Origin of the sequence: Aeromicrobium sp. CTD01-1L150, assembly GCF_041951745.1 — a bacterium.
GTDB lineage: Bacteria > Actinomycetota > Actinomycetes > Propionibacteriales > Nocardioidaceae > Aeromicrobium.
The window spans coordinates 3,840,903-3,866,780 of the sequence record NZ_CP169555.1 but is presented as its reverse complement, the minus strand read 5'-3'; the positions used below and the strand labels follow the sequence as shown (position 1 = coordinate 3,866,780).

General features: G+C 69.7%; 27 protein-coding genes. 14 read left to right on the top strand and 13 right to left on the bottom strand.

The genetic code is table 11. From position 1 onward, the window contains the following. Positions 1–45: 45 nt before the first annotated feature. Positions 46–564 carry a VOC family protein gene (locus ACEVFP_RS19145; protein WP_375001118.1) on the bottom strand — a complete coding sequence of 173 codons (519 nt, stop codon included), beginning with the start codon at positions 562–564 and terminating at the stop codon, positions 46–48. A 34-nt stretch (positions 565–598) separates the two neighbouring features. Here ACEVFP_RS19145 and ACEVFP_RS19140 point away from each other — a divergent pair, with 34 nt between their 5' ends. Further along, entirely contained in the window at positions 599–1,435 is an 837-nt protein-coding gene (locus tag ACEVFP_RS19140; protein WP_375001117.1) for a helix-turn-helix domain-containing protein, read from the top strand. Between the two features lie 36 nt (positions 1,436–1,471). On the opposite strand, the gene ACEVFP_RS19135 is transcribed toward ACEVFP_RS19140, so the two are convergent. Beyond that, on the bottom strand, positions 1,472–1,900 hold the full coding sequence (locus tag ACEVFP_RS19135) for a hypothetical protein (RefSeq protein WP_375001116.1): 429 nt from the start codon (positions 1,898–1,900) through the stop codon (positions 1,472–1,474). Between the two features lie 207 nt (positions 1,901–2,107). Here ACEVFP_RS19135 and ACEVFP_RS19130 point away from each other — a divergent pair, with 207 nt between their 5' ends. Further along, complete coding sequence (locus ACEVFP_RS19130; protein WP_375001115.1) at positions 2,108–3,157, top strand: family 16 glycosylhydrolase; 1,050 nt, start codon at positions 2,108–2,110, stop codon at positions 3,155–3,157. Positions 3,158–3,344: 187 nt separating this feature from the next. Here the strand turns inward: ACEVFP_RS19130 and ACEVFP_RS19125 are convergent, their stop codons facing one another. Next, positions 3,345–3,746 carry a universal stress protein gene (locus ACEVFP_RS19125; protein ID WP_375001114.1) on the bottom strand — a complete coding sequence of 134 codons (402 nt, stop codon included), beginning with the start codon at positions 3,744–3,746 and terminating at the stop codon, positions 3,345–3,347. A 77-nt stretch (positions 3,747–3,823) separates the two neighbouring features. Here ACEVFP_RS19125 and ACEVFP_RS19120 point away from each other — a divergent pair, with 77 nt between their 5' ends. The 3 genes from ACEVFP_RS19120 (at position 3,824) to ACEVFP_RS19110 (ending at position 6,864) form a co-directional block, all read left to right on the top strand. Next, positions 3,824–4,579, top strand: a complete 756-nt coding sequence (locus ACEVFP_RS19120; protein ID WP_375001113.1) for an IclR family transcriptional regulator — start codon at positions 3,824–3,826, stop codon at positions 4,577–4,579. Positions 4,580–4,643: 64 nt separating this feature from the next. Continuing rightward, positions 4,644–5,780, top strand: a complete 1,137-nt coding sequence (locus ACEVFP_RS19115; RefSeq protein WP_375001112.1) for a Rieske 2Fe-2S domain-containing protein — start codon at positions 4,644–4,646, stop codon at positions 5,778–5,780. 76 nt (positions 5,781–5,856) lie between these two features. Further along, on the top strand, positions 5,857–6,864 hold the full coding sequence (locus tag ACEVFP_RS19110; RefSeq protein ID WP_375001111.1) for a PDR/VanB family oxidoreductase: 1,008 nt from the start codon (positions 5,857–5,859) through the stop codon (positions 6,862–6,864). A 64-nt stretch (positions 6,865–6,928) separates the two neighbouring features. Here ACEVFP_RS19110 and ACEVFP_RS19105 read toward each other — a convergent pair whose 3' ends face one another. The 9 genes from ACEVFP_RS19105 to pcaH all read right to left on the bottom strand — a co-directional run bounded on the left by ACEVFP_RS19105 (position 6,929) and on the right by pcaH (position 14,205). Then, complete coding sequence (locus ACEVFP_RS19105) at positions 6,929–7,576, bottom strand: 3-oxoacid CoA-transferase subunit B (protein WP_375001110.1); 648 nt, start codon at positions 7,574–7,576, stop codon at positions 6,929–6,931. Next, positions 7,573–8,256 (bottom strand): 3-oxoacid CoA-transferase subunit A, encoded by a 684-nt coding sequence (locus ACEVFP_RS19100; protein ID WP_375001109.1) that lies wholly within the window; start codon positions 8,254–8,256, stop codon positions 7,573–7,575. The genes ACEVFP_RS19105 and ACEVFP_RS19100 overlap by 4 nt, the downstream gene beginning before the upstream one ends. After that, positions 8,253–9,443: a thiolase family protein gene (locus tag ACEVFP_RS19095; protein WP_375001108.1), complete on the bottom strand. Its 1,191-nt coding sequence runs from the start codon at positions 9,441–9,443 to the stop codon at positions 8,253–8,255. Before ACEVFP_RS19095 ends, ACEVFP_RS19100 begins: the two co-directional genes overlap by 4 nt. A 182-nt stretch (positions 9,444–9,625) precedes the next feature. Further along, positions 9,626–10,408 carry an IclR family transcriptional regulator C-terminal domain-containing protein gene (locus ACEVFP_RS19090; protein WP_375001107.1) on the bottom strand — a complete coding sequence of 261 codons (783 nt, stop codon included), beginning with the start codon at positions 10,406–10,408 and terminating at the stop codon, positions 9,626–9,628. A gap of 35 nt (positions 10,409–10,443) precedes the next feature. Beyond that, positions 10,444–10,797, bottom strand: a complete 354-nt coding sequence (gene pcaC, locus ACEVFP_RS19085; protein ID WP_375003870.1) for a 4-carboxymuconolactone decarboxylase — start codon at positions 10,795–10,797, stop codon at positions 10,444–10,446. Positions 10,798–10,843: 46 nt separating this feature from the next. Then, positions 10,844–11,638: an alpha/beta fold hydrolase gene (locus ACEVFP_RS19080; protein WP_375001106.1), complete on the bottom strand. Its 795-nt coding sequence runs from the start codon at positions 11,636–11,638 to the stop codon at positions 10,844–10,846. Next, positions 11,635–12,840, bottom strand: coding sequence for a lyase family protein (locus ACEVFP_RS19075; protein WP_375001105.1), 1,206 nt, complete (start codon positions 12,838–12,840; stop codon positions 11,635–11,637). The genes ACEVFP_RS19080 and ACEVFP_RS19075 overlap by 4 nt, the downstream gene beginning before the upstream one ends. Before the next feature lie 4 nt (positions 12,841–12,844). Next, a complete protein-coding gene (gene pcaG / locus ACEVFP_RS19070) occupies positions 12,845–13,402 on the bottom strand; it encodes a protocatechuate 3,4-dioxygenase subunit alpha (protein ID WP_375001104.1) in 558 nt (185 codons plus the stop codon). After that, positions 13,402–14,205 (bottom strand): protocatechuate 3,4-dioxygenase subunit beta, encoded by an 804-nt coding sequence (gene pcaH / locus ACEVFP_RS19065; RefSeq protein WP_375001103.1) that lies wholly within the window; start codon positions 14,203–14,205, stop codon positions 13,402–13,404. The genes pcaG and pcaH overlap by 1 nt, the downstream gene beginning before the upstream one ends. A gap of 69 nt (positions 14,206–14,274) precedes the next feature. On the opposite strand from pcaH, the gene ACEVFP_RS19060 reads away from it, so the two are divergent. The 8 genes from ACEVFP_RS19060 (at position 14,275) to ACEVFP_RS19025 (ending at position 22,955) form a co-directional block, all read left to right on the top strand. Next, complete coding sequence (locus tag ACEVFP_RS19060; protein ID WP_375001102.1) at positions 14,275–15,021, top strand: IclR family transcriptional regulator; 747 nt, start codon at positions 14,275–14,277, stop codon at positions 15,019–15,021. Between the two features lie 195 nt (positions 15,022–15,216). After that, entirely contained in the window at positions 15,217–16,224 is a 1,008-nt protein-coding gene (locus tag ACEVFP_RS19055) for a Bug family tripartite tricarboxylate transporter substrate binding protein (RefSeq protein ID WP_375001101.1), read from the top strand. 73 nt (positions 16,225–16,297) lie between these two features. Continuing rightward, on the top strand, positions 16,298–16,711 hold the full coding sequence (locus ACEVFP_RS19050) for a hypothetical protein (protein ID WP_375001100.1): 414 nt from the start codon (positions 16,298–16,300) through the stop codon (positions 16,709–16,711). A 37-nt stretch (positions 16,712–16,748) separates the two neighbouring features. After that, entirely contained in the window at positions 16,749–18,245 is a 1,497-nt protein-coding gene (locus ACEVFP_RS19045; protein WP_375001099.1) for a tripartite tricarboxylate transporter permease, read from the top strand. Then, complete coding sequence (locus tag ACEVFP_RS19040; RefSeq protein WP_375001098.1) at positions 18,226–19,875, top strand: thiamine pyrophosphate-binding protein; 1,650 nt, start codon at positions 18,226–18,228, stop codon at positions 19,873–19,875. Before ACEVFP_RS19045 ends, ACEVFP_RS19040 begins: the two co-directional genes overlap by 20 nt. Then, complete coding sequence (locus ACEVFP_RS19035) at positions 19,872–20,648, top strand: IclR family transcriptional regulator (protein ID WP_375001097.1); 777 nt, start codon at positions 19,872–19,874, stop codon at positions 20,646–20,648. The genes ACEVFP_RS19040 and ACEVFP_RS19035 overlap by 4 nt, the downstream gene beginning before the upstream one ends. Positions 20,649–20,679: 31 nt before the next feature. After that, entirely contained in the window at positions 20,680–21,519 is an 840-nt protein-coding gene (locus ACEVFP_RS19030) for an MBL fold metallo-hydrolase (RefSeq protein WP_375001096.1), read from the top strand. Then, entirely contained in the window at positions 21,516–22,955 is a 1,440-nt protein-coding gene (locus ACEVFP_RS19025) for an aldehyde dehydrogenase family protein (protein ID WP_375001095.1), read from the top strand. The genes ACEVFP_RS19030 and ACEVFP_RS19025 overlap by 4 nt, the downstream gene beginning before the upstream one ends. An 18-nt stretch (positions 22,956–22,973) precedes the next feature. Here ACEVFP_RS19025 and ACEVFP_RS19020 read toward each other — a convergent pair whose 3' ends face one another. Beyond that, on the bottom strand, positions 22,974–24,437 hold the full coding sequence (locus ACEVFP_RS19020; RefSeq protein ID WP_375001094.1) for a benzaldehyde dehydrogenase: 1,464 nt from the start codon (positions 24,435–24,437) through the stop codon (positions 22,974–22,976). 133 nt (positions 24,438–24,570) lie between these two features. Between ACEVFP_RS19020 and ACEVFP_RS19015 the strand changes: the two genes are divergently transcribed. Beyond that, positions 24,571–25,755, top strand: coding sequence for a 4-hydroxybenzoate 3-monooxygenase (locus tag ACEVFP_RS19015; RefSeq protein WP_375001093.1), 1,185 nt, complete (start codon positions 24,571–24,573; stop codon positions 25,753–25,755). The last annotated feature ends 123 nt before the right edge of the window (positions 25,756–25,878 follow it).

Here is a 25,878-nt window from a genome sequence, read left to right as displayed (position 1 = left end):
CCGAGTCGGGACCGCGGCGCCTCGTCGGTCTGCCGGTGCGTGGCCCTACTGCTCGGCCGCCCAGGCGGCGACCCGTCGGGCGCTCTCGGCCTCGGACAGGTCTTCCACGCGGGTCATGATCGACCAGCGGACGCCGTACGGGTCGCGGATGGAGGCGAACCGGTCGCCGGAGACGAAGGTGCTGACCGGTTCGCGGACCGTTGCTCCGGCACCGACGGCGCGCTCGACGAGGGCGTCGACCTCCGAGCAGTACAGGCCGATCGAGTAGCAGTCGGCCTCGCCCTCGGGCGCTGGCACGAGGCCGTAGTCGGGGTTCGGCTCACCGAGCTGGAGCCTGCCGTGGCCGAAGTCCAGGTCGGCGTGGACGGTGATGCCGCCGATCTCGGTGGCGTCGACGACTCGTGCACCGAACACCGAGCGGTAGAACTCGATCGCTGCCGCCGCTCCCGGCACAGCGATGAACGGGGTCAGGCTCGTCGAGCCGTGCGGGATGCCGTGGGTCGTGTGCTCACCGGTCACGCCGGCCCCGGCTGTGTCAGGCTCAGCTGTGTCATGTTCAGTCATGACTCGACCGTAGGGACGCCCACGCGTCGCAGGCTTGAAGATTCACGACGACCTCGCCAAGGAGGTGACGGTGACCGACCTCGGCGATGGGCGTGGCGTGCTCTACCCCGTACGGCTCCCGACGTTCCACCGGGTCCCCGCACCCGTCGAGCTGACACAGCTCGTCCGCTGGTTCTGGATCCCGCGGTGGAACCTCGCACCCGGACGGACGTCGCGGCAGCAGCTGCTGCCGTTCCCCGCATCCAACCTCGTGGTCCAGACCGACGGGGTGACACTGTCCGGCCCGACGTCCGGCGCCTCACACCGAGACCTGCAGGGCAGCGGCTGGGCGGTGGGTGCCCTGCTGCGACCGGCCGGGGTCACGTCGTTGTCCGACGACCCCCGGAGCATCCGGGACGACGAGGTGCCGTACGACGCCCCCGGGCTGCACCGCGACGTCGTGGCAGCGATGAGCGACGACGACGAGGAAGCCGGCCGTGCCGCCGCCGTCGCGGCGTTCGTCGCGTGGGCGGGCGAGCACCTCGCCACCCCGGGCGAGAGTGCACTGCTGGCGAACGCGATGGAGGACGTGATCGCCTCGGACCGCGGCATCGTGCGGGTCGAACAGGTGGCCGACCATCTCGGCACGTCGGTTCGCGGCGTGCAGCGTCTCGCGGCGCGCCACGTCGGCCTGCCGCCGCTGGCGATCATCCGGCGGTACCGGCTCCAGGAGGCCGCGCAGCGTCTCCGCGAGGACTCCACTCTGACCGTTGCCCGCGTCGCTGCCGACCTGGGCTACGCCGACCAGGCCCACCTCGCGGCCGACTTCCGCCGCGTCCTCGGCCTTGCCCCGAGCGACTACCGTCGAGACCCGGACCACGCGCCTGGATGACAGGTGAGCCGTGATGACTCGGTGCCGCCGGCGAGGTCATTCGCGGGTGAGCGTGACCGAGTTCGTCGGGTTCTGGGGATCGGTCGTGGTCAGACGGGCATCGTCGATGACGACGTCCCACTGGTTGTCGATGCAGTTGCCGGAGGTCACGGTCGCCTTGACACGGATGACGTCGTCGGCGCGACGTACTTCATCCCAGTCCGCAGCGCAGATGTCGACGATGTCGATCGATCCGGTCAGCGGTCGGTCGTGGGTGAGCGTCAGGACGGCATCGCCCTGGTTGTCGTTGGATCTCCAGGTCCCGACCCACTGCCCCACGATGTCGGTCGGCTCGGTCGTGGCGGACGTGGGAGTGGGTTCGGCGGATGGGCTCGTGGCCGCCGAACGGTCAGCGTCGTCGCTGCACGCTGACAGACCCGTCAGGAGCGTCACGACGACCGCGGACGTGCGGACGAGCTGCTTCATCGGAGGCCTCCGGTTGATCGATGCCGGTCACGATATCGGCGGACCGGGCCGACGGGGAGCCTCCAGCGCCCGGACACACGACTGGCGCTGAGGTGCCCGCCCACCCACAATGAGGAATGCGCAGACTCCTGCCGAGGACGGCTGAGAAGGTGAGTCCGCGCTGGTGTGGCGGCACGATCGATCTCTCGACGACGACTAGGGAGAACCATGACAGGCCAGCAGACCCACCGGACTCGGCAGAGACTGCCCCGACACAGCCGACGTCGCACGTTGACCGGCATGCTCGCGATGGCGTTGGGCCTGGCGATGTTCACCCCGGCGGAGGCCGGCAAGCCCACGCACCAGGTCACCACCGTTGCAGGGAGCACGGTGCAGTCCGCTGCGCTCGCGCAGGCCAAGGGTGAGGATCCCAAGCCGGCCAAGGGTGGCCGGCCCACGCCGAAGGGGCCAAAGAAGCAGACCTCGTGCGGGCCGGTGATCCACAAGGCCGACGGCACGCCGTGGACCTGCACCCTCGCGGAGAACTTCGACGGCGACGCGCTCGACCGGGACCTCTGGCTGCCGCAACGGACCGACCACTCGGGCTGGCAGCACGGCAACGCCTGCGTCGTCGACGACGAGGAGAACATCGAGGTCAGCGGCGGCACCCTGAAGCTCCACACTCGCAAGCAGGACGAGCCCTTCACGTGCAAGAGTCCTTGGGGTGCCTACGAGGCCGAGTACACGGCCGCGTCCATCAGCACCTACCAGAGGTTCACCCAGGCCTATGGCCGCTTCGAGTTCCGGGCCAAGTTCCCCGACGCCAAGGTGCCGGGCATCCACTCGGCGCTGTGGATGTGGCCGGAGGACGACCAGAAGTACGGCCCGTGGCCGCACTCCGGTGAGATCGACATCGCCGAGTTCTACAGCACCTACCCCGACCGGCTGATCCCGATGCTGCACTACGACGCACCGATGCATCCGGGAGATGACTCACTGACCTCCGGACGGACCAACTACTGGTGCACGCTCGATCCCACCCAGTGGACGACGTACGCCGCCGAGTGGACGCCCAGGGGCATCACGATCACCTACGGCGACCAGGTGTGCCTCGACCACGAGTGGGCCGCCAACCCCCCGCTCACCGGGTCGCAGCCGTTCGACCAGCCGTTCATGCTGGCCATCTCCCAGGGAATCGGGGAGGCGGAGAACAAGCGCACCGCAGACACTCCCGCGCTGGCCACCCTCGAGGTGGACTGGGTCAAGGTCTGGTCGTGAGGTTAGGCCATGTCTCTCAAATCCCCGCGGCGCCCGGACGCCCCCGCATCCCGGCTGACTGCGTCATCGTCGATCGACGTACGGCCCGGTATGCCTCACTCCTCTTCCTTGTCAGCCGGGCGCGGATGCCGCCCGGATCACTCGCGCGGAGTTGAGAGACATGACCTAGGCCCCGGGACGGCGCGGCCTAGCGCGGCTTGACCGCCACCACCGGGCAGTCCGCCTCGAGCAGGATCTTCTGCGAGGTCGAACCGAGCACGAGCTTGCCGACGGGTGAGCGTCGACGCTGGCCGATGACCACGAGGTCGGCCTTGGTGCGGCGGGCGTGGTCGAGGATCGAGTCAGCGCCTCCCGTGCTCCCGCCCGTACCGGCGGCATAGTGGAAGACCTCGTTGGGAATCCCGGCGCCGTCGAGGCGTGCGGCCAGGGCATCCATCTCCTGCTCCTCGGAGACACCTACCTCCAGGGCCCCGCCACCACGCGCGACGACGACGAGCGACCCGCCCGTGTCAGCGGCGTGGTCGATGGCCCACTCCAGGGCGGCCTCACCCTCGGGGGTGGGGACGTACCCGGTCACGATCGTCGGCATGCGGACTCCTTCACGCGAGGTAGGTCCACCGTACGCCTGTGGGCCCATGGACGTCCCGGGCTCGGTACCGTGAAGAGGTGTCGGGCTCGAGCGTGACGTCGAAGGTGCTGGCGCTGCTGGCCGCCTTCGATGCGCAACATCTCGAGATCACGCTCAGCGAGCTCGCCCGGCGGGCCGGCGTCAGCGTCCCGACCGCCCACCGGCGCGCGGCCGAGCTCGTGGAGTGGGGCGCCCTCGAGCGCACGGCGACCGGCAGGTACCGCATCGGTCTGCGCCTCTGGGAGGTCGGCAGTCTCGCGCCCCGTGCACCGGGGCTGCGTGAGGCGGCCCTGCCGTTCATGGAGGACCTCTACGTCATCACTCGGCAGAACGTGCAGCTGGCTGTGCGCGACGACATCGAGCTCGTCTTCGTCGAGCGCATCGCCGGACGGCTCGCGGTCCCGGTGCTGACGCGAGTGGGTGGACGGTTCCACCTGCACGCCACCGGCGTCGGGCAGGTGCTGCTCGCGCACGCCCCGCCACAGGTCCAGGAAGTGGTGCTGGGGGAGCCACTACCGCGCTACGCATCGGGCACGATCACCGACCCCGACGCACTGCGGCGCGAGCTCGCCGAGGTGCGCAAGCGTGGGTACGCCGTCTCCTCGCGTGCCGTCACCGAGGACGCCACCTCCGTCGCTGCTCCCGTCCGAGACGGCTCGGGCGAGGTGGTCGCCGCCGTCTCGATCGTCGTCGAGGCCGCCACGGCCAAGCCCCGAGAGCTCGCGCCCTACGTGCTCACTGCGGCCCAAGGCATCACGCGAGCACTGCGAGCCAGGCCGTCTTCCAGTGAGTGAAATGTTCGTGGTGCCGGTCACGTCGTGACGCGGAGACTGAAGGCGCCGCAGCGAAGGAGCCGTCATGAGCCTCGAGACGAACGAGACCGTCACCGCCAAGATCTTCCCCCACCCCCTCAACGCTTGGTACGCCGTGGCCTGGGACCACGAGGTCACCGGCAAGGCGCCGATCTCCAGGACGATCGCCGGCAAGCCGATGGTCCTGTACCGCACCGCTGACCAGCGTCCCGTCGCCCTCGCCGACGCGTGCTGGCACCGCCTCGCCCCCCTGTCGCTGGGCCAGCTCGTCGGCTCCGATGAGATCCAGTGCCCGTACCACGGCCTGCGCTACAACTCGACCGGCCGCTGCACCTCCATGCCCGCCCAGAAGACGGTGAACCCGAGCGCGATGGTGCCGTCCTATCCCGTGGTGGAGCGGTACCGGTACCTGTGGGTCTGGCCGGGCGACATGACCCTCGCCGACCCGGACCTCATCCCGGACATGAGCCAGATGACCGACCCGGAGTGGGCCGGCGACGGTGAGACCATCCACGCCAAGTGCAACTACCAGCTCATCCTCGACAACCTCATGGACCTGACTCACGAGGAGTTCGTCCACGGCGGCAGCATCGGGCAGGCGGAGCTGAGCGAGTCCCCGTTCCTCACCAAGCTGGAGGCCGACGGGAGCGTCACGGTCAGCCGCTGGATGATCGACGTCGCGCCGCCACCGTTCTGGCTCAAGAACATTCGCGACCGGTTCCCGGACTTCGAGGGCAACGTCGACCGCTGGCAGATCATCCACTACTACGCGCCCGCGACGATCTGCATCGACGTCGGTGTCGCGAAGACCGGCACGGGCGCCCCCGAGGGCGACCGCAGCCAGGGCGTCAACGGATACGTCATGAACACCATCAGCCCGGAGACGGACCGCACCTCGCACTACTTCTGGGCGTTCATGCGCAACTACCGGCTGGAGAGCCAGACCATCACGACGCAGCTGCGTCAAGGTGTCCACGGCGTCTTCGGTGAGGACGAGGCGATGCTCCAGGCCCAGCAGGAGGCCATCGACGCCAACCCGGACCACGAGTTCTACTCCCTCAACATCGACGCCGGCGGCATGTGGGTCCGGCGGATCCTCGACCGCATGCTCGCGGTCGAGAACGAGGGCGGTACGCCGGAGTCGGCGCTCGAGGAGTTCACGCACAGCGGGTCGGCCTCATGAACGAGCGTCAGCGAGCGAACGATGGAGCACGAGTGCGGCCAAGATCCTACGGTTGCTTCTTTGAGGACGTGGCCGCATGAGCTCGGACCCCCGCCCGGTGTGGGCCGACGCCGAGGTCGTCGAGTCGGTGCCGGTCACCGATCGTGTACGGCGCATCACGCTGCGGCGACCGGCGGGACCGACTCGGGGCCGCAAGGCCCAGCCGGGTACGCACATCGACGTCCGGGTCACCACCCCCAAGGGTGAGGACGTGCGCTCCTACTCCGTCGTCGAGTCCAGCAGCGACGGATCGCTCGTCACCATCTCGGTGATGCTCGCGGAGTCCTCGCGCGGTGGCTCGCGACACATGCACGGGCTCGCCGTCGGGGACCGGATCGGCTGCACGCAGCCGCTGCAGAACTTCGAGCTCCGCCACGGCGCCGACTCCTACGTCCTGCTGGCCGGCGGCATCGGCATCACCGCCGTCATCGAGATGGGACGGGTCCTGCACCGCCTCGGCCAGGACTACCGCTTCGTGTACGTGGGTCGCAGCCGTGAGCAGATGGCCTATCTCGACGAGCTCGCCGAGCTGCACGGTGACCGCCTCCAGCTGTGCGTCGACGACGAGGGCACGTCCCTCGATGTCGACGCCCTCGTGTCCGGTCTGCCAGAGCGTGGACGCACCGAGGTCTACGTGTGCGGTCCGATCCGGTTGATGGACGCGGTGCGCCGCTCCTGGCTCGATCGTGGGCGGTCGATCGCCGACCTGCGGTTCGAGACCTTCGGCAGCAGTGGCTGGTTCGAGCCTGAGCCGTTCGAGGTGGCGATCCCCGAGCTCGGCGTGCGCACGGTCGTCGAGTCGGACTCCAGTCTGCTGGAGGCGCTCGCCGCCGCCGGTGCGGACATGATGTACGACTGCCGCAAGGGCGAGTGCGGCCTGTGCGAGGTGCGCATCAGCGGGCTGCAGGGTCGTGTCGACCACCGCGACGTCTTCCTCAGCGACGAGGAGAAGGCCACCGACGCGTCGGTGTGCATCTGCGTCTCCCGGGTCGCCGCAGCCGAGGATGCAGAACGTGGCACCGGTCGGCTCACCCTCACCCTCTGAGCGCCGGGGTGGGGATCGAAGCCACATCAACGGAGTGCGTGTGGTTGAGTGCGGCGGGGCCGGGTCAGTCGCGGGCGTCGTGCAGGTCGAGGCCGGTGCGGTCCCGGAGCTCCTGGACCGTGCAGCCGTACGTGTCCAGCACCCGCACCTCGTCGGAGGTGAGCTCGAGCACGGCGTGGTCGGTGTAGACGCGGCTGACGCAGGCGACGCCGGTCAACGGGTAGGTGCACTCCGGTACGAGCTTGCTGGTGCCGTCCTTGGTGAACAGCGACATCATGACCAGCACGTCCTTGGCGCCGATCGCGAGGTCCATGGCGCCGCCGACGGCGGGAATCGCATCGGGCGCGCCGGTGTGCCAGTTGGCGAGGTCGCCGCCGACGCTCACCTGGAAGGCGCCGAGCACGCACACGTCGAGGTGGCCGCCGCGCATCATGGCGAAGGAGTCCGCGTGGTGGAAGTAGGAGCAGCCGTCGGTCTCGGTGACCGGGATCTTGCCGGCGTTGGTGAGGTCGGTGTCGACGTCGTCGCCGTGCGCGGCGGGGCCCATGCCCAGCATCCCGTTCTCGGTGTGCAGCACGACGCCGGACTCGACGTCGAGATGGTCGGCCACGAGCGTCGGCTGACCGATGCCGAGGTTGACGTAGGAGCCGGTGGGGATGTCCTGTGCGATGCGCGCGGCCAGCTGGTCCCGGTCCAGGGGTGTGCTCGTCATGCCGGCACCTCCGTGGCCGAGAGGTCGAGGACGCGGTCGACGAAGATGCCGGGGGTCACCACGGCCTCAGGGTCCAGCCCGCCGGCATCGACGACACCGGCCACCTCGACGATGGTGGTGGCGGCCGCGGTCGCCATGACCGGGCCAAAGTTGCGGGCCGTCTTGCGATAGACGAGGTTTCCGGCGCGGTCCGCCCGGTGGGCGCCGACGAGGGCGACGTCGCCATGGATGGGCAGCTCGAGCACGTACTCGCGACCCTGCAGGGTGCGGGTCTCCTTGCCCTCGGCCAGGGGGGTGCCGACCGCGGTGGGAGAGTAGAACGCCCCGATGCCGGCACCGGCGGCGCGCATGCGTTCGGCCAGGTTGCCCTGCGGGACGACCTCCAGCTCGATCTCGCCGTCCCGGTACAACCCGTCGAAGACGTGGGAGTCGTGCTGTCGGGGGAAGGAGCAGACGACCTTGCGCACGCGCTTGGCCGCCAGCAGCGCCGCGAGCCCGGTGTCGCCGTTGCCGGCGTTGTTGCTGACGATCGTCAGGTCCGTCGGTCCGGCCTCGATGAGGGCGTCGATCAACCGCACGGGCATGCCGGCCATGCCGAACCCGCCGACGAGCACGGTGGCGCCGTCCGCGATGCCGCCGACGGCCTCGAGCGGATCGGTGTGGAAGGTCGTGCGGCTCATGCCGGGCCACCTGTCTGGGTGTTCTCCAGCACGACGGCGAGCCCCTGTCCGACGCCGATGCAGATGGCCGCGACCCCCCAGCGTTCGCGGCGCTCGCGCAGGACGTGGGCGAGCGTGCCGAGGACGCGACCGCCGGAGGCACCGAGTGGGTGACCGATCGCGATGGCACCGCCCTTGGTGTTGACGATCTCGGGGTCGACCTTCCAGGCGTCGACGCAGGCGAGGGACTGCACGGCGAACGCCTCGTTCAGCTCGACGGCCCCGACGTCCTCCCACGTGATGCCGGCGCGCTCCAGTGCCTGGTCCGCTGCTGCCACGGGTGCGTAGCCGAACCGCTGTGGCTCCAGGGCGCTGGCGCCGCGTCCGGCGATGCGGGCGAGCGGGTCGATGTCCAGGCCGGTGTGCTCGGACCCGATGACCAGGGCCGAGGCGCCGTCGTTGAGCGGGGATGCGTTGCCGGCGGTGATCAGTCCGTCGGGCCGGAACGCGGGCTTGAGGGCGGAGAGCGTCTCGGCGGTCGTGCCGGGCCGGATGCCCTCGTCACGGGCCAGGTCGACGTCGGGGACGGGGACGACGAGGTCGTCGTAGAAGCCCGCAGCCCACGCGGAGTCCGCGAGGGCGTGCGAGCGGGCGGCGAACTCGTCCTGCCGCTCGCGGGAGATGTCGAAGTGCTCGGCGAGCTGCTCGTTGGCCTCGCCGAGGGAGACCGTCCACTCCGCCGGCATCCGACGGTTCACCAGACGCCAGCCCAGGGTGGTGGAGACGGCCTCGACGTTCCCGGCGGGGAAGGCGCGCGATGGCTTGGGCAGCACCCACGGCGCGCGGGTCATCGACTCGACGCCGCCGGCGATCACGACGTCGGCGTCACCGCTGCCGACCGTGCGTGAGGCGGTCATGGCCGCGTCGAGGCTGGAGCCGCACAGTCGGTTCATCGTGGTGGCGGGGACGCTGACGGGCAGGCCGGCCAGCAGCACGGCCATCCGGCCGACGTTCCGGTTGTCCTCCCCGGCGCCGTTGGCGTTGCCCCACACCACGTCGCCGATCCGCTCGGGGTCGAGCCCGGGGGTCCGGGCGATCAGGCCCTCGATCGCCACCGCCGCGAGGTCGTCCGGTCGGACACCGGCCAGGGCGCCGTTGAAGCGCCCGAACGGCGTGCGGACGGCGGAGTAGAGGAAGGCGTCGGGCATCGGGATCCTCGGAGGTGTCGACTCTTGTTCTGGTTCGCATCTCGAACATGAGTTCGTTCAACGAACGAAGCCAGTCTAGGCTCGAGCGCGAGGCACGACAACCCGGGGTCGGTCCGCGCCGGGCACAGGAGTGCGACGGGCCCACCGGCCCGCCCGCCGGGAGCCGTCGCGGTGAGGTGGGTTCAGCCCGCGGCGTCCTGGGCCGCGAGGTCGCGGCCGATGGCCGCGGCGGTCTCCTGCAGCGGCATCCGTGCGGCGTCGATCTGCGGCTCGCCGTCGATCGTCGCCTGGGAGACGTTGATCGCGGCGACGACGTTGCCACTCGCGTCGCGGATCGGCGCTGCCAGTGACGTCAGTCCGCGCTCGAGCTCCTGGTCGACGAGAGCCCAGCCCTGCTCACGCACTCGACGGAGCTCCTCCCGCAGGGTCTGCGCGTCGTGCAGCGTCCGCGGCGTCAGCGGCCGCAGCTCGGCGTGCTCGAGGTAGGCGTCCAGGGTGGCGTCGTCGAGAGCGGCCAGCAGCACGCGGCCCATCGACGTGGCGTAGGCCGGGAAGCGGGTGCCCACGGAGATGCCGACGCTCATGATGCGACGTGTGGCGACGCGGGCCACGTAGACGATGTCCGTGCCGTCCAGGACGGCTGCTGACGTCGACTCGCCCAGCTCCCCCGAGAGCCTCTCGAGGTGAGGCTGTGCGATCTCCGGCAGGCCCAGGCCCGAGAGGTAGGCCGTGCCCAGACGCAGCACCTGGGGCGTGAGCGCGAACGCCTTGCCGTCGGTGCGCATGTACCCGAGCTCCACGAGCGTGTGCAGGAACCGCCGCGCCGTGGCGCGGCTGTAGCCCGTGCGCTGCGCCACCTGGGCGAGCGTCATCTCGGCGTGCTCGTCGTCGAACGCGACGATGACCGCGAGTCCACGGGCCAGCGACTGCACGAACTGGTCGCCGGGGCCGGAGGTCGGTGTCATGAGGTCAGACTAGGCAGACACTGCCGGGGAACGCGTCACGCGTCGCCGGTCTCGGCAAGCACGTCCTGGGCGATGCGGAACGCGGTGTTGGCGTCGGGCACGCCACAGTAGATGGCGCTCTGGAGCAGCAGCTCCTTGATCTCGTCGGCGGTCAGACCGTTGCGCCTGGCCGCACGCACGTGCATCGCGAGCTCCTCGTGGTGCCCCCGCGCGACCAGGGCCGTGAGCGTGATGAGGGAGCGGCTGCGTCGGTCGAGCCCGGGGCGGGTCCAGATGCTGCCCCAGGCGTACTGCGTGATGAGCTCCTGGAAGTCCGCGGTGAAGTCGGTGGTCCCGGCCACGGCGCGATCGACGTGGGCATCGCCGAGGACCTCGCGGCGTACGGCCATACCGGCGTCATGGACGTCGCGGGTGGTGCAGCTCTCGTCGGCCGGTTCAGTCACGGTGTCCTCCTGCGTGGTCGGTCATCAGCTGGGCGACCCGGGCAGGGGCCTCGACGGGAGCGAGGTGGGCGACGTCGTCCAGCACGACGAGCCGGCCGTCCTGCACGCCGTCGGCCACCTCGCGCAGCAGTGCCGGTGGTGTCGGCCCGTCGTGGCCGCCGGCGACGGCCAGGACGGGGGTGGTGATCTCGTGCAGTCTCTCGCGAACGTCGAACGTCGCAAGTGCCTCGCACACCCGTGCGTACCCCTCGTCATCGGTGTCGCGCAGGGCGTGCAGGAGGGCGGAGCCGGCAGTGGGCTCGCGGTCGAGGAAGCCGGGAGCGAACCAGCGTTCCGCCGACCCGGACACCATGGACGCGGTGCCCGAGGCCCGGACGCTGGCGGCACGCTCACGCCACATCTCCTCGGTACCGAGGCGTGCTCCGGTGCACAGGGTGGTGGCGCTGGCGACGCGTTCCGGGGCGTCGAGCAGCAGCTGCAGCCCGACCGCACCGCCCACCGAGTCGCCGGCGTAGTGGAACGGCCGGTCGGGGGAGTAGACCTGCGCGATCTCGATGACGCCGGCGGCGAGGTCGGCGATGGTGAAGGGCTCCTCGGACGCACTGTCGGCGCCACGATGCCGGCCGTGACCAGGCAGGTCCCAGCCGACGACGTGGAAGGACCTGGCGAGGTCCGTGGCGGCGTGCCCCCACAGGGTCGCCGCTGACGTACCGAGCGAGGGTCCGAGCAGCAGGAGGGGGGCGTGTGCGGTGCCGCCCAGGGGCACCCCGACGAGTGACGTGGTCATGACAGGTCCTCCGCGATGGTTCGGACTCGCCGCACTGCGGCGTCGGTGATCACCCCGGCCGTGCCGGAGTAGCTGCTCCCCGGCTCGCGACCCGTGAGCGCCGCCATCGACCGTTGCTCGGTGTCCGTGCCGGCTGCGGTCGCGAGATTCTCACGCATCCGGTCCGTGCTGATCCGCAGACCGCCGAGCAGCTCGGTGGCGTGTGAGGCGGCCACGACGGTGCGGCGACCCAGCTGCTGCAGCGTCGACCACTCGGCGTGCCACGCGCCGTCCGGGCGCTCGTCGACGGTGGTGGCCGCCGCGAGGTGCAGCGTCGCCGCCAGCGAGGGGGAGCACAGAGCCGTGCGGCGCAGCAGCACCGACAGCACCGGGTTGGCCTTGTGCGGCATCGTCGAGGAGCCTCCGCCGGAGCCCTCCGCCAGCTCCGCGAGCTCCGGACGCGACAGCGTCGCGACGTCCGCGGCCACGTGCCCCCATGCGTCGGTGCACGTCACGAGCGCGTCGCCGACCCGGGTGAACGGAGACCGAGCCGTGTGCCACGGGGGACTCGCTGACAGGCCAAGGGTGCGCGCGGTCCGCTCGACGAGGGTCAGGGCCTGCTCGACGTCACCGGTGAGCTCGACCGGTGCGGCCAGCGTGCCGGCCGCACCGCCAACCTGGATGACGAGGCCGGGCCGGGCGGCGCAGAGGGCATCCCGGGCGTCCGCGAGCGAGGTGATCCAGCCGGAGAGCTTGGCGCCCACCGTGATCGGCACCGCGTGCTGGGTCAGCGTGCGGCCCACCATCGGGTCGTCACGGTGCTGCTCGGCCAGGTCGGCGAGGCGTGTCAGCTGCGTCCGCAGCTCGGCGTCCACCCGCGCCACGGCGTCGCGAAGGGTCAGCACGAGCGCGGTGTCGACGACGTCCTGGCTGGTGAGGCCGCGGTGCAGCCAGCGCGAGGTCTCGCCGTCGGTCCGTTCCCGTAGGAGGGAGATGAGCCCGATGACCGGGTTGCCGCCGGACTCCGCTGCCAGGGAGAGCGCGGGCACGTCCTTGGCGCTGACCAACGCCGACAGGTCGACGACCACGGCCTCCGGGGCGACGCCCTCGGCCGCGAGCGCCTCGAGCCAGGCCTGCTCCACGCCCACCATCGCCGAGAGCAGTGCGGCGTCGTCGAGCAGGCCGTCGGCGCGCTCGTCGCCGGGCCAGAACAAGTCAGTCACGTTCTCAGTGTCCCGGATACGTCAGGAAGACGGTCTCACCCTCACCCTGCAGTCGGACGTCGAACCGGTATCCCGTCGGTTCGGCGGCCGCGACGAGCGTGTCGCGACGTTCGGGGTCGAGAGAGCCCAGCAGCCGGTCGCCCTCGAGCGCCGTGGCGTCGTCGGGAAGATAGGCGCGGGTGAACAGCCGGTTCATCAGTCCCCTGGCGAAGACCGCGAGCACGAAGAACGGTGCGCGGCTCGGTTCCGTCGCCCCCGGGCGCAAGGTCGTGAACGAGTAGTGGCCGGCGTCGTCGGTGGAGGAACGGCCCCAGCCGGTGAACGTCCAGCCGTCCCGACGCAGCGATCCGGGCTGCTGCGCGACGCGGCCGTCGGCATCGGCCTGCCAGAGCTCGACGATGGCGTCGGGGACGGCGGCGCCGTTGCCGTCGAGGACGTCGCCGTGCAGCCGGATCGCGTCGGCCCGGCCCGGGGCCACCAGCTCGCTGTCGCCCTCGAAGGGCAGGGCGTAACCGAAGAACGGCCCCACGGTCTGTCCGGGAGTGGCGCTCAAGCGTGGCATCAGTGATCGTCTCCCGTGTCGCTCTCGAGCGGCGTGCGTCCGCTGCCGGTCAGCACGATGTCCCAGCGGTACCCGGTGGCCCACTCGTGGGTCGTCACGTCGTGGTCGTACGTCGCCACCAGGCGTTCGCGGGCCCGCGGGTCGAGGATCGACTGGTAGATCGGGTCGAGCGCGAACAGCGGGTCGCCCGGGAAGTACATCTGCGTGACCAGGCGCTGCGTGAAGTCGGTGCCGAACAGGGAGAAGTGGATGTGCGCCGGCCGCCAGGCGTTGTGGTGGTTCTTCCACGGGTAGGGGCCGGGCTTGACCGTCGTGAAGCGGTACGTGCCGTCGGCATCGGTGAGGCAACGGCCGACGCCGGTGAAGTTCGGGTCGAGCGGGGCCGGGTGCTGGTCGCGCTTGTGGATGTAGCGGCCGCCGGCGTTCGCCTGCCAGAGCTCGACGAGCTGGTGCCGGACGGGGTGGCCGTCGCCGTCGAGGACCCGGCCGGTCACGACCATCCGTTCACCGATCGGCTCCCCGAGGTGCTGGACCGTGAGGTCGGCCTCGAGGGGGTGGATGTCGCGCTCACCGAAGCAGGGCGACCACAGCTCGATCGTCTCCGGGTCGGCGTGGTGCAGGTCCTTGGTGGGATGGCGCAGCAGGCTGCTGCGGTAGGGGGCGTAGTCGAGCCGCGGCTGCGTCTCCTCGGCGCCGCGCTCGAGGACGTCCCGCTCGTAGGCCTCGGTGATCGCAGCCATCTCGGCACTCATCTCGGCCTGCGTCGCGGCGGCCGCATCAGGGTTGGTGTCGGTCGTGCTCATGGGGTGCGACCGTACGGGTCGGGGTCGACCGGCGAGAAGGCTAGGATTTCGTCCAGCGGAAGGATGGCGATGGCGGGCAACAGTGCGAACCCGGGGGTCAGCGTGACCTCGCGCGTGCTTGCGTTGCTGAGCGCCTTCGACGAGCACCACCGCTCGCTGACGCTCACGGAGATGGCCCGACGAGCGGACGTCCCGGTGCCCACGGCGCACCGGTTGGCCGGTGAGCTCGTGGCCGGCGGTGCCCTCGAGCGCCGACCCACCGGTGAGTACGTCGTGGGTCGTCGGCTGTGGGACGTGGGCCTGCTGGCCCCGGTGGAGGCGGGTCTGCGGCGCGTCGCTGAACCGTTCCTGCACGACATCCACGCCGCCACCCGCGCCACGGTGCATCTCGCGGTGCGCGACGACGACGAGGTGCTCTACCTGGAGCGGATGTCAGGCCGGGCGTCGGTGCCGGTGGTGAGCCAGATCGGCTCGACGTTGCCCATGCACTGCACCGGCGTGGGCAAGGTGCTGCTCGCGCACGCCCCGCAGGACGTGCAGCAGCGGGTGCTGGAGTCGCCTCGCCGGGTCACGCGTTACACCGTGACGCAGCCGGGCCTGCTGCGGCAGCAGCTCGTGCGGGTGCAGCGCGACGGCTACTCCACCACGACCGAGGAGATGACGCTCGGTGCCTGTTCAGTGGCCGTCCCCGTGTGGCAGCACGATGAGGTGGTCGCCGCGATCGGCGTCGTCGTCGGATCCTTCAAGCGCGACCGTTCCCGTCTCGTCGCCGCCCTGCAGGTCGCCGCCCGGGGGATCGGCCGCTCGCTGCCCTGAGCGGGGCTCCGGCAGGCCGCCGACGAACTGGAAGGTTCTCATCTCCACCAGACGGTGAGAACGTTCCAGCGATGTGGATCACGAAATGTTTGCCACATGATGGAAACAATTGACTAGATCTGCCGCACAGCGGGCACGATTTCGAGCGATCTGTTCTGAGGAGGACGAATGTTCCGTGTGCGGAGACTGACCAGCTTGATCGCACTGGTGGCGACTGCGGCCCTGGTGATCGGGGGGTGCGCCTCGCGTGGCGACGGAGAAGGCGCGAGCGAGCTCCCAGACAAGGTGACGTTGCTCGTTCCGGTCCCGCCGGGTGCGTCGTTCGACACCTTCGCCCGGGCGTTGGCACCTCGCCTGGAGGAGGAACTCGGAACCACCATCGCCGTCGAGAACAGTCCGGGTGCCAGCGGAATGGTGGCGATGTCCGACCTTGCTCGGAGCCGTCCAGATGGTTCCACCCTCATCCTGTGGCAGATGGGATCGATGGCGATCGCCCAGCTGCAGGAGCTCGAGCAGGTGACGTACGACCTGACCGAGTTGTCGTACGTCGGGAACTTTGCCGACGCGGACCACATGCTGTTCGTCTCCGCCGACGCTGGGATCTCCTCACTCGACGAAGCGCTCGACCATGAGGGATTCACCTTCGCCTCTGGCGAAGTGGGGTCCCTGGGCAACACCAGTCAGGACATCCTCGCCGAGGTTCTGGACTGGGACGCTCGCTTCGTGACCGGGTACGCCGACCAGGGTGAGCGACTGGCCGCCATGTCGCGCGGCGACGCCGATGCCGTGATCGGACCGGTTCGGACCTTCAAGGATCTCGGCAGGCTTGATGAGGTGCAGCCGGTGCTGCGACTGGCGCGTGATCGTCATCCGGACTTCCCCGACGTCCCCACCGCGCTGGAGATCGAGTCTCTCGACGAGACCGCCCTGGGTGTCGCGCAGACGCATCTGGAGATGGGGTCGTTGTTCTTCACCGTGGCAGGTCCGGCCGACATCCCGTCGCCGATCCTGGACGCCCTGCGCGAGGGCTTCTGGGAGGCCGCCAACGACGAGGAGGTTCTCGCTGACCTTGAAGAACGTGGCTTCACCCTCGTGCCTGAGACGGAGTTCGTGCGTGGGGAGGAGGTCGCCGAGCGCATCGGCGCACTGCTCGATCCCCCTGAGGAGTACCTCCGGATCATCAGTGCGGGTGACGATGACTGAGGTTCCGGACAAGGCGGCCGGCTCGCAGGGCCCATCAGGTACCCCTCAACCCTGCCGAGACAAAGCCGCACTCGTGCTCGCTCTCGCCTTCGCAGGAGTCAGTGCGGGTGCCGCAGTCATGGCCGTCGGTTTTCCCGATCGGGCGGGCATCGTGCCTGTCGTGGTTGCCGTACCGACCGCGGCCCTCGCCGTGACGGTCGCCGTCACCGAGATGCGCCGACCCCCGCGACGGGCGCCCAGGGCTCGGTCCGAGCCGCTGCACAATCCGTATCTGTGGCTGGCGATCTTCACGGCCTTGCTCTATCTGGTGGGTGAAGCAGCAAGTCTTGCGATCTTCGGGGCGGCGCTGGCTCGGTTTCGCGGGGGGCAGTCATGGCGGGTGATCGTGCCTGTGGTGGCCGTCACGACCGTCGCGTTCTTCATCGTGACGGAAGTGGCCCTCGGCGAGAGCCTGTACCGCGGCGTCTTCCTCGAGGCTCTGTCATGAGTGCTCGACGCGCCGACCGTCCGGCGAGGAGCAGCTGATGCAAGGCGTACTGGACGGGGTCGGGATGCTGACCCCAGAGACCTTCCTGTGGATGTTCGTCGGTGTGGCCATCTGCCAGGTCGTGGTCATCATCCCTGGCCTGAGTGCCCATCTGTTGTTGGCGCTCATGCTGCCATTCCTCTACACGATGGAACCCGCCTCGGCGATAGGCCTCCTGGTCGGCGCGGCGGCCACGAGCGGCACCGGCAACACCATCACCGCGGTCCTCTTCGCTGTGCCGGGCTCGCCGGCAGGCATCGCGACGCTCTTCGACGGACACCCGATGGCGCGACGGGGCGAGGCAGGTCGTGCCATTCTCGCCGGTCTGCTCTCCTCGGCGGCCGGGGGAATCATCGGGGCGATCGTGCTGGTTCTCTTCCTTCCCCTGGCGTACCCGCTGGTGACCATGATCGGTCCGCCGGAGCTCTTCGTCCTGGCTCTCCTTGCCCTCACCTTCTTGGCGTTCATCGGGGACGGGAGCATCATCAAGGGACTGGTCGCCGGAGGCCTCGGGCTTCTCCTGGCCTTCGTCGGCCAGGAGAGCAGCTCGGGGGCGCTGCGCTACACCTTCGGTCAGCTGTCGCTCTGGGATGGCCTGTCCATCGCTGCCGTAGCGATCGGCATCTTCGGTGTCGCGGAGATGTTGGAGCTGATCACTCGTGGCGGAGCCATCGCGAGCGATGACAAGGCCGAGTACCGGCCATACCCCGTGCGCTCGAGCGTTCGTGACCTGACGTCCCATTGGCGCACGGTTCTCCAGAGCAGCGTCCTGGGTTCTCTCATCGGTCTGCTGCCCGGGATCGGTGGCGCATCCTCGCAGTTCGTCGCCTATGGCGCGGCGAAGAAGTCCTCCAAGCACAGCGAGGAGTTCGGGACCGGGCGCATCGAGGGCGTCATTGCGGCCGATGCGTCAGTGAACGCGACGGACTCAGCTTCTCTCGCCCCTTCACTCGGGCTCGGCATCCCGGGCAGCCCCGTCACCGCACTGGTCCTCGCCGGTGTCGTGATCGTCGGGGTTCGGCCCGGGCCCGACCTGCTGACCGACAACGTCGGCTTCCTGTGGCTGACCATCTTCATCCTGGTCCTCGCGAACCTCGTCGGCGTCGCGCTCTGCATCATGGCGATCCGACCCTTGGCGCGTCTCACCTTCGTTCCGGCTGTGTACCTGGTGCCGCCGATCCTGGCGTTCGCACTCTTCGGGGTGATCGAGGCGGACGGGACGCTGGCGAGCGTGCCCGTGGTGCTGGGCCTCGGCGTGCTCGGCTACCTCATGAAGAAGCATGGCTACTCGCGGGCGACGCTGATCATCGGATTCGTGCTGGCAGAGATGCTGGAGCGCAACCTGCTGCTTTCCCTGAGCATCCACGGCCCGGACTTCGTCCTCCGATCGACCCCCGCACTGGTCATCACGGTGATCGCTGCCCTGTTGCTGGCCATGGTCGGGGTCCGGAAGCACCGCAAGAGAGAGGACAACGATGTCACGAACACTCGCTGATGACGTGCTCGACCGGCTGGCGTCCGACGGAGCGGAGGTGATCTTCACGTGTCCCGGCACGACCGAGGTGGCTCTCCTTGACGCATCCATCGATCATCCGGCGATCCGTCTGGTGCTCGCCACCCACGAGACGATCGCGGTCGCTGCTGCCGACGGGTACGCTCGCGCGACCGGGCGGCCCGGAGTGGCCTTGCTGCACGCGAACGTCGGTTTGGTGAACGGCCTCTCCATGGTCGAGGCGGCCAGGGTCGGAGGATCACGCCTTGTCGTGCTCAATGGGACCAAGCCTCTGGGCAACCGCAACCGACGAGGGTTCACCCAGACTCAGGGCTCGGCCGCGGTTGCCGCGCCATTCACGGTCCACGCCTGCGCCATCGAAACGCGTCAGAGCGCCTTGGCCGACCTCGGTGCCGCACTGGACCGCCTGCACCAGGGACCGGCCGGGCCGGTGTACGTGGAGCTCCCGCAGGATCTCCTCGCGTCCCCGTCCTTGGGCCGATCGCTGCCTGCCGTCTCTCGTGGACCCGCCGAGTGGCAACCGACGGCCGACACGCTCGATGCGGCGCGGAATCTGCTGACCGAGGCCGAGGGGGTCGTCATCGTCGCGGGGCGGCAGCTCGCTGACTCACCCGGCGCTGTCTCCCAGCTGGTCCAGATCAGTCGCCTGTTGAACGCGCCGGTCTTCGAGGCCCCCTGGCGGGAACTGGAACGCGAGACGGTGGACACCACGGACCAGCACTACGCCGGAGTCCTCTCCTTCCAACCTGCGGCACTCGACAACTCCGTGGCACTCGTCGTCGGCACCCCCCAGTTCCTGGAGCCCGATGGCGACCCCAGCCTGCTCGCACGATGTGCACACGTGCTGCACGTCGTCACGAGTCCAGATGAGGCGATACCTGGGAGCCTGGGGTTGATCGGCGCGCTGGGCCCGACCTTGTCGGCTCTCCGCTCGACGATCGAACAGGGCTCCATCGAAGAGAGCACCTCCTCGTCTCGCCGCGACAGACTTGACGCTTGCGTTCGTGAGTACATCGAGCAGCGGGAACACGACGCGCCTCCAGGTGGCGCTGGCCTGAGTGTTGGGCAGCTTGCCGACCACCTCGCTGAGAACCTGCTGGAGCCGGCCACCGTGGTCCTGGACGCGGTGACCGCGACAGCGACGCTGTTGCGCCGGTTGCCTCGGCGGCCATCGCGTCGCCTGCACGCCACGGGTAGCGGAGCCCTCGGATGGGGAATGGGGGCCGCCGCGGGAGTGGCGATGGCTCAGGCTCCGGAACGGGTCTTTGCGATCGTCAGCGACGGGGTCTTCCAGTTCGGCATTCAGGCCTTGCACACTGCGGCGAGCCAGAACCTGGCCGTGACGTGGGTCGTGGTCAACAACAGGTCCTACCGTGCGGTCGAGCTTGCGCTGAGCCACTACGGCGGTCGGGCGGAAGCGGGCGGGACGTATCCATGCACGGACCTGGGCGAAACGAACATCGCCCACGTGGCGCGGGGATTCGGGATCGATGCCGTCCGTGTCGACTCGGTGAGTGAGCTGGCCGAGGCCTGGCGACAGCAGGCCGCCAGCGTCGGCCCGTTCCTCATCGAAGTGCTCGTGGACTCACCTGAACGGAACCCGGCCCGATGACCGAACCCCTGCCGGGAGGACCCGGTTCGCTCAGCGTCAGTCGCAAGCTGCTGCGGATCCTCCAGACGTTCGACCGAAGCACCGATGCACTCACGCTGACGCAGATCGCCCGGCGCAGCGACCTGCCCACCTCTACCGCCCTGCGGCTCCTGCGGGACCTGTGCGAGGCCGGGTTCCTGGAGAGGGTCGAGCGCGACTATCGGATCGGGGGCACGATGTTCGAGCTCGGCATGCTTGCTCCCTTCCACACCGCTCTGCGCGAGGTGGCTCTGCCGGTGATGCAGGACATCCAGGCCGCCACGGCACAGAACGTCCACCTGGGCATCCTGGAGCGCGGCAGCGTCCTTGTCGTCCAGCAGCTCACCGGACGCAGCGCGGTGCCCACACCCGCCCGTGTGGGCGGCAGGCTTCCGGCGCACTCCACTGCCGTGGGGAAGGCACTGTTGGCCTTCGCCGATGCCGAGGAGGTCGAGCCCATCCTTGCCGCTGGCCTTCGCAGGATCACACCCCACACCATCCGCGATGTCGACGCCATGCGTCGCGAGCTGGCCGCGACACGTTCCAGAGGCTGGTCCTCCGCGGAGCAGGAGAACTCGATGGGCACGATCTCGGTGGGGGCTCCCGTCTTCGGTGCTCAGCAGACGGTCGTCGCGGCTCTCTCGATCGTGCACCCGACCGGAGAGGCCGACCAGCTCCACCGCTACGTGCACGCACTGCGAACGGCAGCCAACACCATCTCCCGGACCTGGCTGAGCCGTCATCCCGTCCACTGACACGATCCACGACCAACGCAGGAGACTCCTCATGAAGACCACCGTCACGTTGACGGGAACCGGTACTCCGCGGCCGACGGCCGGCCGTGCCGGCGCCGGCACGCTGATCCAGTGCGGGTCGGAGAGCATTCAGATCGATGCCGGGCGAGGCACCGTGCTGCGCCTGGCCGAGGCCGACATGCCCGTCGAGTCGCTGGACGCGCTGTTTCTCACGCACCATCACTCCGACCACCTGGTGGCCGTGCCCGACCTGCTCATCAGCCGTTGGGTGATGGGCGCGACCCAGTCGCTCGACGTGGTGGCTCCGGCCGGCCCCCTGACTGACTTCGGAAAGCGCGTGCTCGACCTGTGGGACGAGGACGAGCAGGTGCGGCGGACCCACACGGGACGTCCTGCGATCCCGCGGCCGAACTGGCTCGACGTCGACCCTTGTGACCGGGCCCAACTCGTGTGGGAGGGCGCCGAGCTGCGCGTCGAGATGGTCAGGGTCGAGCACCAGCCGGTGGAACCTGCAGTCGCGTACCGAGTGGAGGCGCGCGACGGCACCGTGGTTGTTGTCAGCGGCGACACCAGAGTGTGCGAGCAGGTGGAGCAGGTTGCCACCGGTGCAGACCTGCTCGTCCACGAGGCGGTTCGGCCCGCCCTTCTCGGAGCAGGACGCGGGTACATCTCGGAGTATCACGCGGAGTGCGAGCAGCTTGGCGCGATGGCCGAGCGAGCGGGGGTCAAGAGCCTCGTCCTCACTCATCTGGAACCCGCGCCCAGCACGAGGGAACAGGAGCAGGGGTTCATCGACGACGTCCGTCGTGGTGGATACGTCGGTGATCTGGCCGTGGGCCGTGACCTCTGGACCGTGGAGCTGTCCTCGTGACGGATGGCGCGTTGATCGAACGGGCGGTCTACTCGGGCGGGGCCTGGCTTCCGGGGGCCGTGGTCGGCGTCAGTCACGACGTGCTCGGTGAACGGATCTTTGAGGCTGGGCTTGCCGATGAACCCCAGGCCGCCGCGGCTTGCGACGCCGCTCGTCTCGCCCAACGCGCCTGGTCGGAGGTTGAAGCCTGGCAGCGAGCCGCACGAGTCAACGCCCTGGACGACGCGCTGGAGCGACACCGCGAGACCTTGGTGTGGTGGCTGTGCCGGGAAGCCGGTGCCACACGTGCCAAGGCTGACCGAGAAGTCGACGCGGCGCGGGCAGAGGTACGTTTCGCGGCGGGCTGCGCCTCCGAGCTCGGCGTCGAGCAGGCTCGTACCGGGCCGCGGGATGAGGAGGTCGCTCTGCACCCGGTCGGGGTGGTTGCGGTCATCACCCCCTTCAACGCCCCCCTGGTGCTCGCCATGCGCTGCATCGCCCCCGCCCTCGTGGCCGGAAACGCCGTCGTCCTGAAGCCTGACCCCAGGACTCCGGTCTCCGGGGGTCTGCTTCTTCCAGCCGTTCTGGAGGATGCCGCAATTCCCGGGGCTCTGCTGGCTGTGGTTCCCGGCGGCGCGGAGGTCGGCCGAGTTCTCTGTGAGCACCCGGCGGTCGGCTCCGTGCTCTTCACTGGTTCGACCCCGGTCGGTCGGTCTGTGGGGCGGCTGACGGGTGAGCACCTGAAGAAGTGCGGTCTCGAGCTCGGAGGTAAGAACCCCTTCATCGTGCTCGCCGATGCCGACGTGGAGCACGCCGCACGATGCGCCGTGACCAGCAGCTTTCTTCACTCGGGGCAGATCTGCATGTCGGCGGGCCGGTACCTGGTGGACGAGCGGGTGGTCGAAGACTTCACCACCGCTTTCGTTGACGGCGCCAGTCGGCTGACCGTCGGCGACACGGCGCGGGAAGATGTCGACCTGGGACCGCTCATCGACGACGCGGCAGTCGAGCGTGTCGCAGCCATCGCCGAGGACTCCGTGGCCAACGGTGCCCGGCAGGTTCTCGGACCAGTCGTCCGGTCACGTTTCATGTCGCCGGTCATCCTGGCTGATGTCGACAGCTCGATGCCGGTGTGGGCCGAAGAGGTCTTCGGTCCTGTTGCCGGGGTTCGCGCCGTGTCTGGGATCGATGAGGTCGTACAGCTTGAGGACTCCTCTCCCTTCGGGCTCGTCGCGAGTGTTCACACCAGGTCAGATGATGCTGTCAGCACACTGAGCGCTCGGCTGGGCTGTGGCACCGTCCGCGTCAACGACGTCACCAACCACGATGCGCCTCACACACCGATGTCCGGGTGGCGACAGTCAGGAAATGGCACGGCCTTCGGCAGTCGGCACATGCTCTCGCTCCTGACCCGACCGCGGCTCACCACCACCAGACGACCGCCGTACTCTGGCTGACCCCCTGCTGGCCGGAGATCAGAGCGGGTACTCACCGGGCTCGGCGCGCATCGTGACCCAGCGCGTCTCGGTGAAGGCCTCGATGTTGGCCGCCGCGCCGCCGTGGCGTGAGCCGGTGCCGGATGCCCCGACACCGCCGAAGGGGCTGTTGGCCTCGTCGTCGACGGTCTGGTCGTTGATGTGCACGATGCCCGACGGGATGCGTTCGGCCAGCGCGAGTCCGCGCATCGCCTGCGACGTGACCACACCGAGCGAGAGTCCGTACTGCCCGGCCCCGGCGAGCTTGACCGCCTCGTCGTCGTTCGCGAACGGGACCACCGACGCGACGGGTCCGAACACCTCGTCGCAGTAGGCAGGCGCGTCCAGCGGCGGGGAGGCGAGCACGGTCGGCCGCACGAACAGGCCGTCGTGCGTGCCCCCGGCGCGCAGGTCGGCACCCATCTCGACGCTGCGTTCGACGAGGTCCACGATCCGGTCGCGCTGTCCCTCATCGATCACGGGACCGAGGTGCACCTGGTCAGCGGACGGATCGCCGACGACCATGGAGTCGGCCTTGGCCGACAGCTTCTCCACGTACTCCTCGTACAGGCTCTCGTGCACGAGGTGGCGGCCGATCGTCATGCAGATCTGTCCCTGGTGCAGGAACGCTCCCCACGTCGCGAGGTTGACGGCGCGGTCGACGTCGGCGTCGTCGAGCACGACGAAGGCCGAGTTGCCGCCGAGCTCGAGATGGGCGCGCTTGAGGTGCCGGCCGGCGAGCTCGCCCACCGAGCGGCCGGCGGCGGTGGATCCGGTGAAGGCGATGACGCTGACGTCGGGCTCGGTCACCAGGGCCTCGCCGACGTCGGCCCCGCCGGGCAGGAGCTGCAGCAATCCGGCCGGCAGTCCGGCCTCCTCGAAGATCCGCACCATGGTGACGCCGCCGGTGACGGCGGTGCGCGGGTCCGGCTTGAGCAGCACCGCGTTGCCGAGCGCGAGTGCCGGGGCGATGGCACGCAGGCCGAGGATGATCGGGACGTTGAAGGGGGAGATCACGCCGACGACGCCGACCGGTACGCGCTGCGCCATGGACAGTCGGGGCTTCTCGGTGGCGAGGATCTCGCCGAGCGGGTGCGAGGGGAGGGCGCCGGCCTCCCGGCACTCGGCCGCCGCGACCCGCACTGCGAAGGCGGCCATCGGACCGATGGCGCCGACCTCGCGGGTGTTCCAGGCGCCGATCTCCTCTGCGTGCCGGTCCCACAGGTCGGCGGCGCGGTGCAGCACGGCAGCTCGCTCGGTGTGGGGCAGCGCGGCCCACTCGCGCTGGGCGACGAGGGCCGTCTGGGTCGCCCGGGAGACGTCCTCGGGGCTCGCGCCGCCCAGGCGCCCGAGCGTCTCGCCCGTGGCCGGCTCGACGACGTCGATCGGCTCGCCTGCTCCCTGCACCCAGGCTCCGTCGAGGTAGATCTTGGTGTCGAAGACGGTGGGGTCGATGAGCGTCATGGGGGACTCCTGCTCGTCGTGAACGGGTGGGGTGCCGACGGTATCCGCCGACGCCCGACCCTGCCGGTCCTGACTTCCGCTGAGCAGAAGGATTCGTTTCCCACGGGTCGCCGGGGCTGGTCCGATGGACTCCATGGCCCAGACCCTCCGCACGGACGTCGTCATCGTCGGCGCCGGCCCCGCCGGCATGCTCCTGTCCCACCTGCTCGAGGCCGAGGGCATCGAGTCGATCGTGGTCGAGACCCGCTCGCAGGAGTACGTGGCCTCTCGGATCAGGGCTGGGATTCTCGAGCACTCGAGTGTCGAGCTGCTCACCGAGGCCGGCCTCGGTGCGCGCATCGAGCGCGAGGGCGACGAGCACCGCGGCATCTACCTGCAGTGGCCGCACGAACGCCATCACCTGGACTTCGTGGACCTCACCGGACGCAGCGTGTGGGTGTACGGACAGACCGAGGTGCAGAAGGATCTTGTGGCCGCCCGGTCTGCCGCCGAGCAGGAGATCTTCTACGAGGCCGCGGAGGTGACGCTGCACGACCTGGAGTCGGAGCGTCCCGCCGTCACGTTCACCGCCGGCGACGAGCCGGTGCGGATCGAGGCGCGGGCCGTGGCCGGGTGCGACGGGTCCTTCGGCCCGTGCCGTGCCGCCGTGCCGGATGCCGTGCGGCAGACGTGGGAACGCGTGTACCCGTACTCCTGGCTCGGGGTGCTCGCCGACGTCGCCCCGTCCACGGACGAGCTCATCTACGCCTGGCACCCGGACGGCTTCGCGATGCACTCGATGCGCTCGGCCACCGTGAGCCGGCTCTACCTCCAGGTGCCGAACGGCACGCCCGTCGACCAGTGGTCCGACGACCGGATCTGGCAGGCCCTGGCGACCCGCCTCGGGCACGGCCAGGACGGCTGGGAGCTGACGCCGGGACCGATCACGGACAAGAGCGTGCTGCCGATGCGCAGCCACGTGCAGACTCCCATGAGCCACGGCTCATTGTTCCTCGCCGGCGACGCCGCCCACATCGTCCCGCCCACCGGGGCCAAGGGGCTCAACCTGGCGATCGCCGACGTCGCGCTCCTGGCGCCCGCGCTGGGCGCCCTCGTCCGCCGTGGGGACGAGGGCCCGGCGCAGGCCTACTCCGACACGGCGTTGCGTCGCGTCTGGCGCTGCACCCACTTCTCCTGGTGGATGACCACCATGCTGCACACGAGCGACGACCCGTTCGACGCCCAGCTGCAGCTCTCCCAGCTGCATTGGCTCGCCACGAGCGAGGCCGGTCGCACCGGACTGGCGGAGAACTACGCGGGCCTGCCCATCGGGTTCTGACCTGTGCCCTGAGCCCGCCTCGCAGACGACGTGAATGCCACTGGCGAGCCATCTGAAGATGCCTGTTCAGTGAATGAAAACCCCTTGGCAGCACCTGGAGGACGTGCCATAGTGTCGCGTCTC

Coding starts and splice junctions, on each gene's coding strand:
- ACEVFP_RS19145 (WP_375001118.1), bottom strand. CDS start 564: ATGACTGAACATGACACAGCTGAGCCTGACACAGCCGGGGCCGGCGTG.
- ACEVFP_RS19135 (WP_375001116.1), bottom strand. CDS start 1,900: ATGAAGCAGCTCGTCCGCACGTCCGCGGTCGTCGTGACGCTCCTGACG.
- ACEVFP_RS19130 (WP_375001115.1), top strand. CDS start 2,108: ATGACAGGCCAGCAGACCCACCGGACTCGGCAGAGACTGCCCCGACAC.
- ACEVFP_RS19125 (WP_375001114.1), bottom strand. CDS start 3,746: ATGCCGACGATCGTGACCGGGTACGTCCCCACCCCCGAGGGTGAGGCC.
- ACEVFP_RS19115 (WP_375001112.1), top strand. CDS start 4,644: ATGAGCCTCGAGACGAACGAGACCGTCACCGCCAAGATCTTCCCCCAC.
- ACEVFP_RS19110 (WP_375001111.1), top strand. CDS start 5,857: ATGAGCTCGGACCCCCGCCCGGTGTGGGCCGACGCCGAGGTCGTCGAG.
- ACEVFP_RS19105 (WP_375001110.1), bottom strand. CDS start 7,576: ATGACGAGCACACCCCTGGACCGGGACCAGCTGGCCGCGCGCATCGCA.
- ACEVFP_RS19100 (WP_375001109.1), bottom strand. CDS start 8,256: ATGAGCCGCACGACCTTCCACACCGATCCGCTCGAGGCCGTCGGCGGC.
- ACEVFP_RS19095 (WP_375001108.1), bottom strand. CDS start 9,443: ATGCCCGACGCCTTCCTCTACTCCGCCGTCCGCACGCCGTTCGGGCGC.
- ACEVFP_RS19090 (WP_375001107.1), bottom strand. CDS start 10,408: ATGACACCGACCTCCGGCCCCGGCGACCAGTTCGTGCAGTCGCTGGCC.
- pcaC (WP_375003870.1), bottom strand. CDS start 10,797: ATGGCCGTACGCCGCGAGGTCCTCGGCGATGCCCACGTCGATCGCGCC.
- ACEVFP_RS19080 (WP_375001106.1), bottom strand. CDS start 11,638: ATGACCACGTCACTCGTCGGGGTGCCCCTGGGCGGCACCGCACACGCC.
- pcaG (WP_375001104.1), bottom strand. CDS start 13,402: ATGCCACGCTTGAGCGCCACTCCCGGACAGACCGTGGGGCCGTTCTTC.
- pcaH (WP_375001103.1), bottom strand. CDS start 14,205: ATGAGCACGACCGACACCAACCCTGATGCGGCCGCCGCGACGCAGGCC.
- ACEVFP_RS19060 (WP_375001102.1), top strand. CDS start 14,275: ATGGCGGGCAACAGTGCGAACCCGGGGGTCAGCGTGACCTCGCGCGTG.
- ACEVFP_RS19045 (WP_375001099.1), top strand. CDS start 16,749: ATGCAAGGCGTACTGGACGGGGTCGGGATGCTGACCCCAGAGACCTTC.
- ACEVFP_RS19040 (WP_375001098.1), top strand. CDS start 18,226: ATGTCACGAACACTCGCTGATGACGTGCTCGACCGGCTGGCGTCCGAC.
- ACEVFP_RS19035 (WP_375001097.1), top strand. CDS start 19,872: ATGACCGAACCCCTGCCGGGAGGACCCGGTTCGCTCAGCGTCAGTCGC.
- ACEVFP_RS19030 (WP_375001096.1), top strand. CDS start 20,680: ATGAAGACCACCGTCACGTTGACGGGAACCGGTACTCCGCGGCCGACG.
- ACEVFP_RS19020 (WP_375001094.1), bottom strand. CDS start 24,437: ATGACGCTCATCGACCCCACCGTCTTCGACACCAAGATCTACCTCGAC.
- ACEVFP_RS19015 (WP_375001093.1), top strand. CDS start 24,571: ATGGCCCAGACCCTCCGCACGGACGTCGTCATCGTCGGCGCCGGCCCC.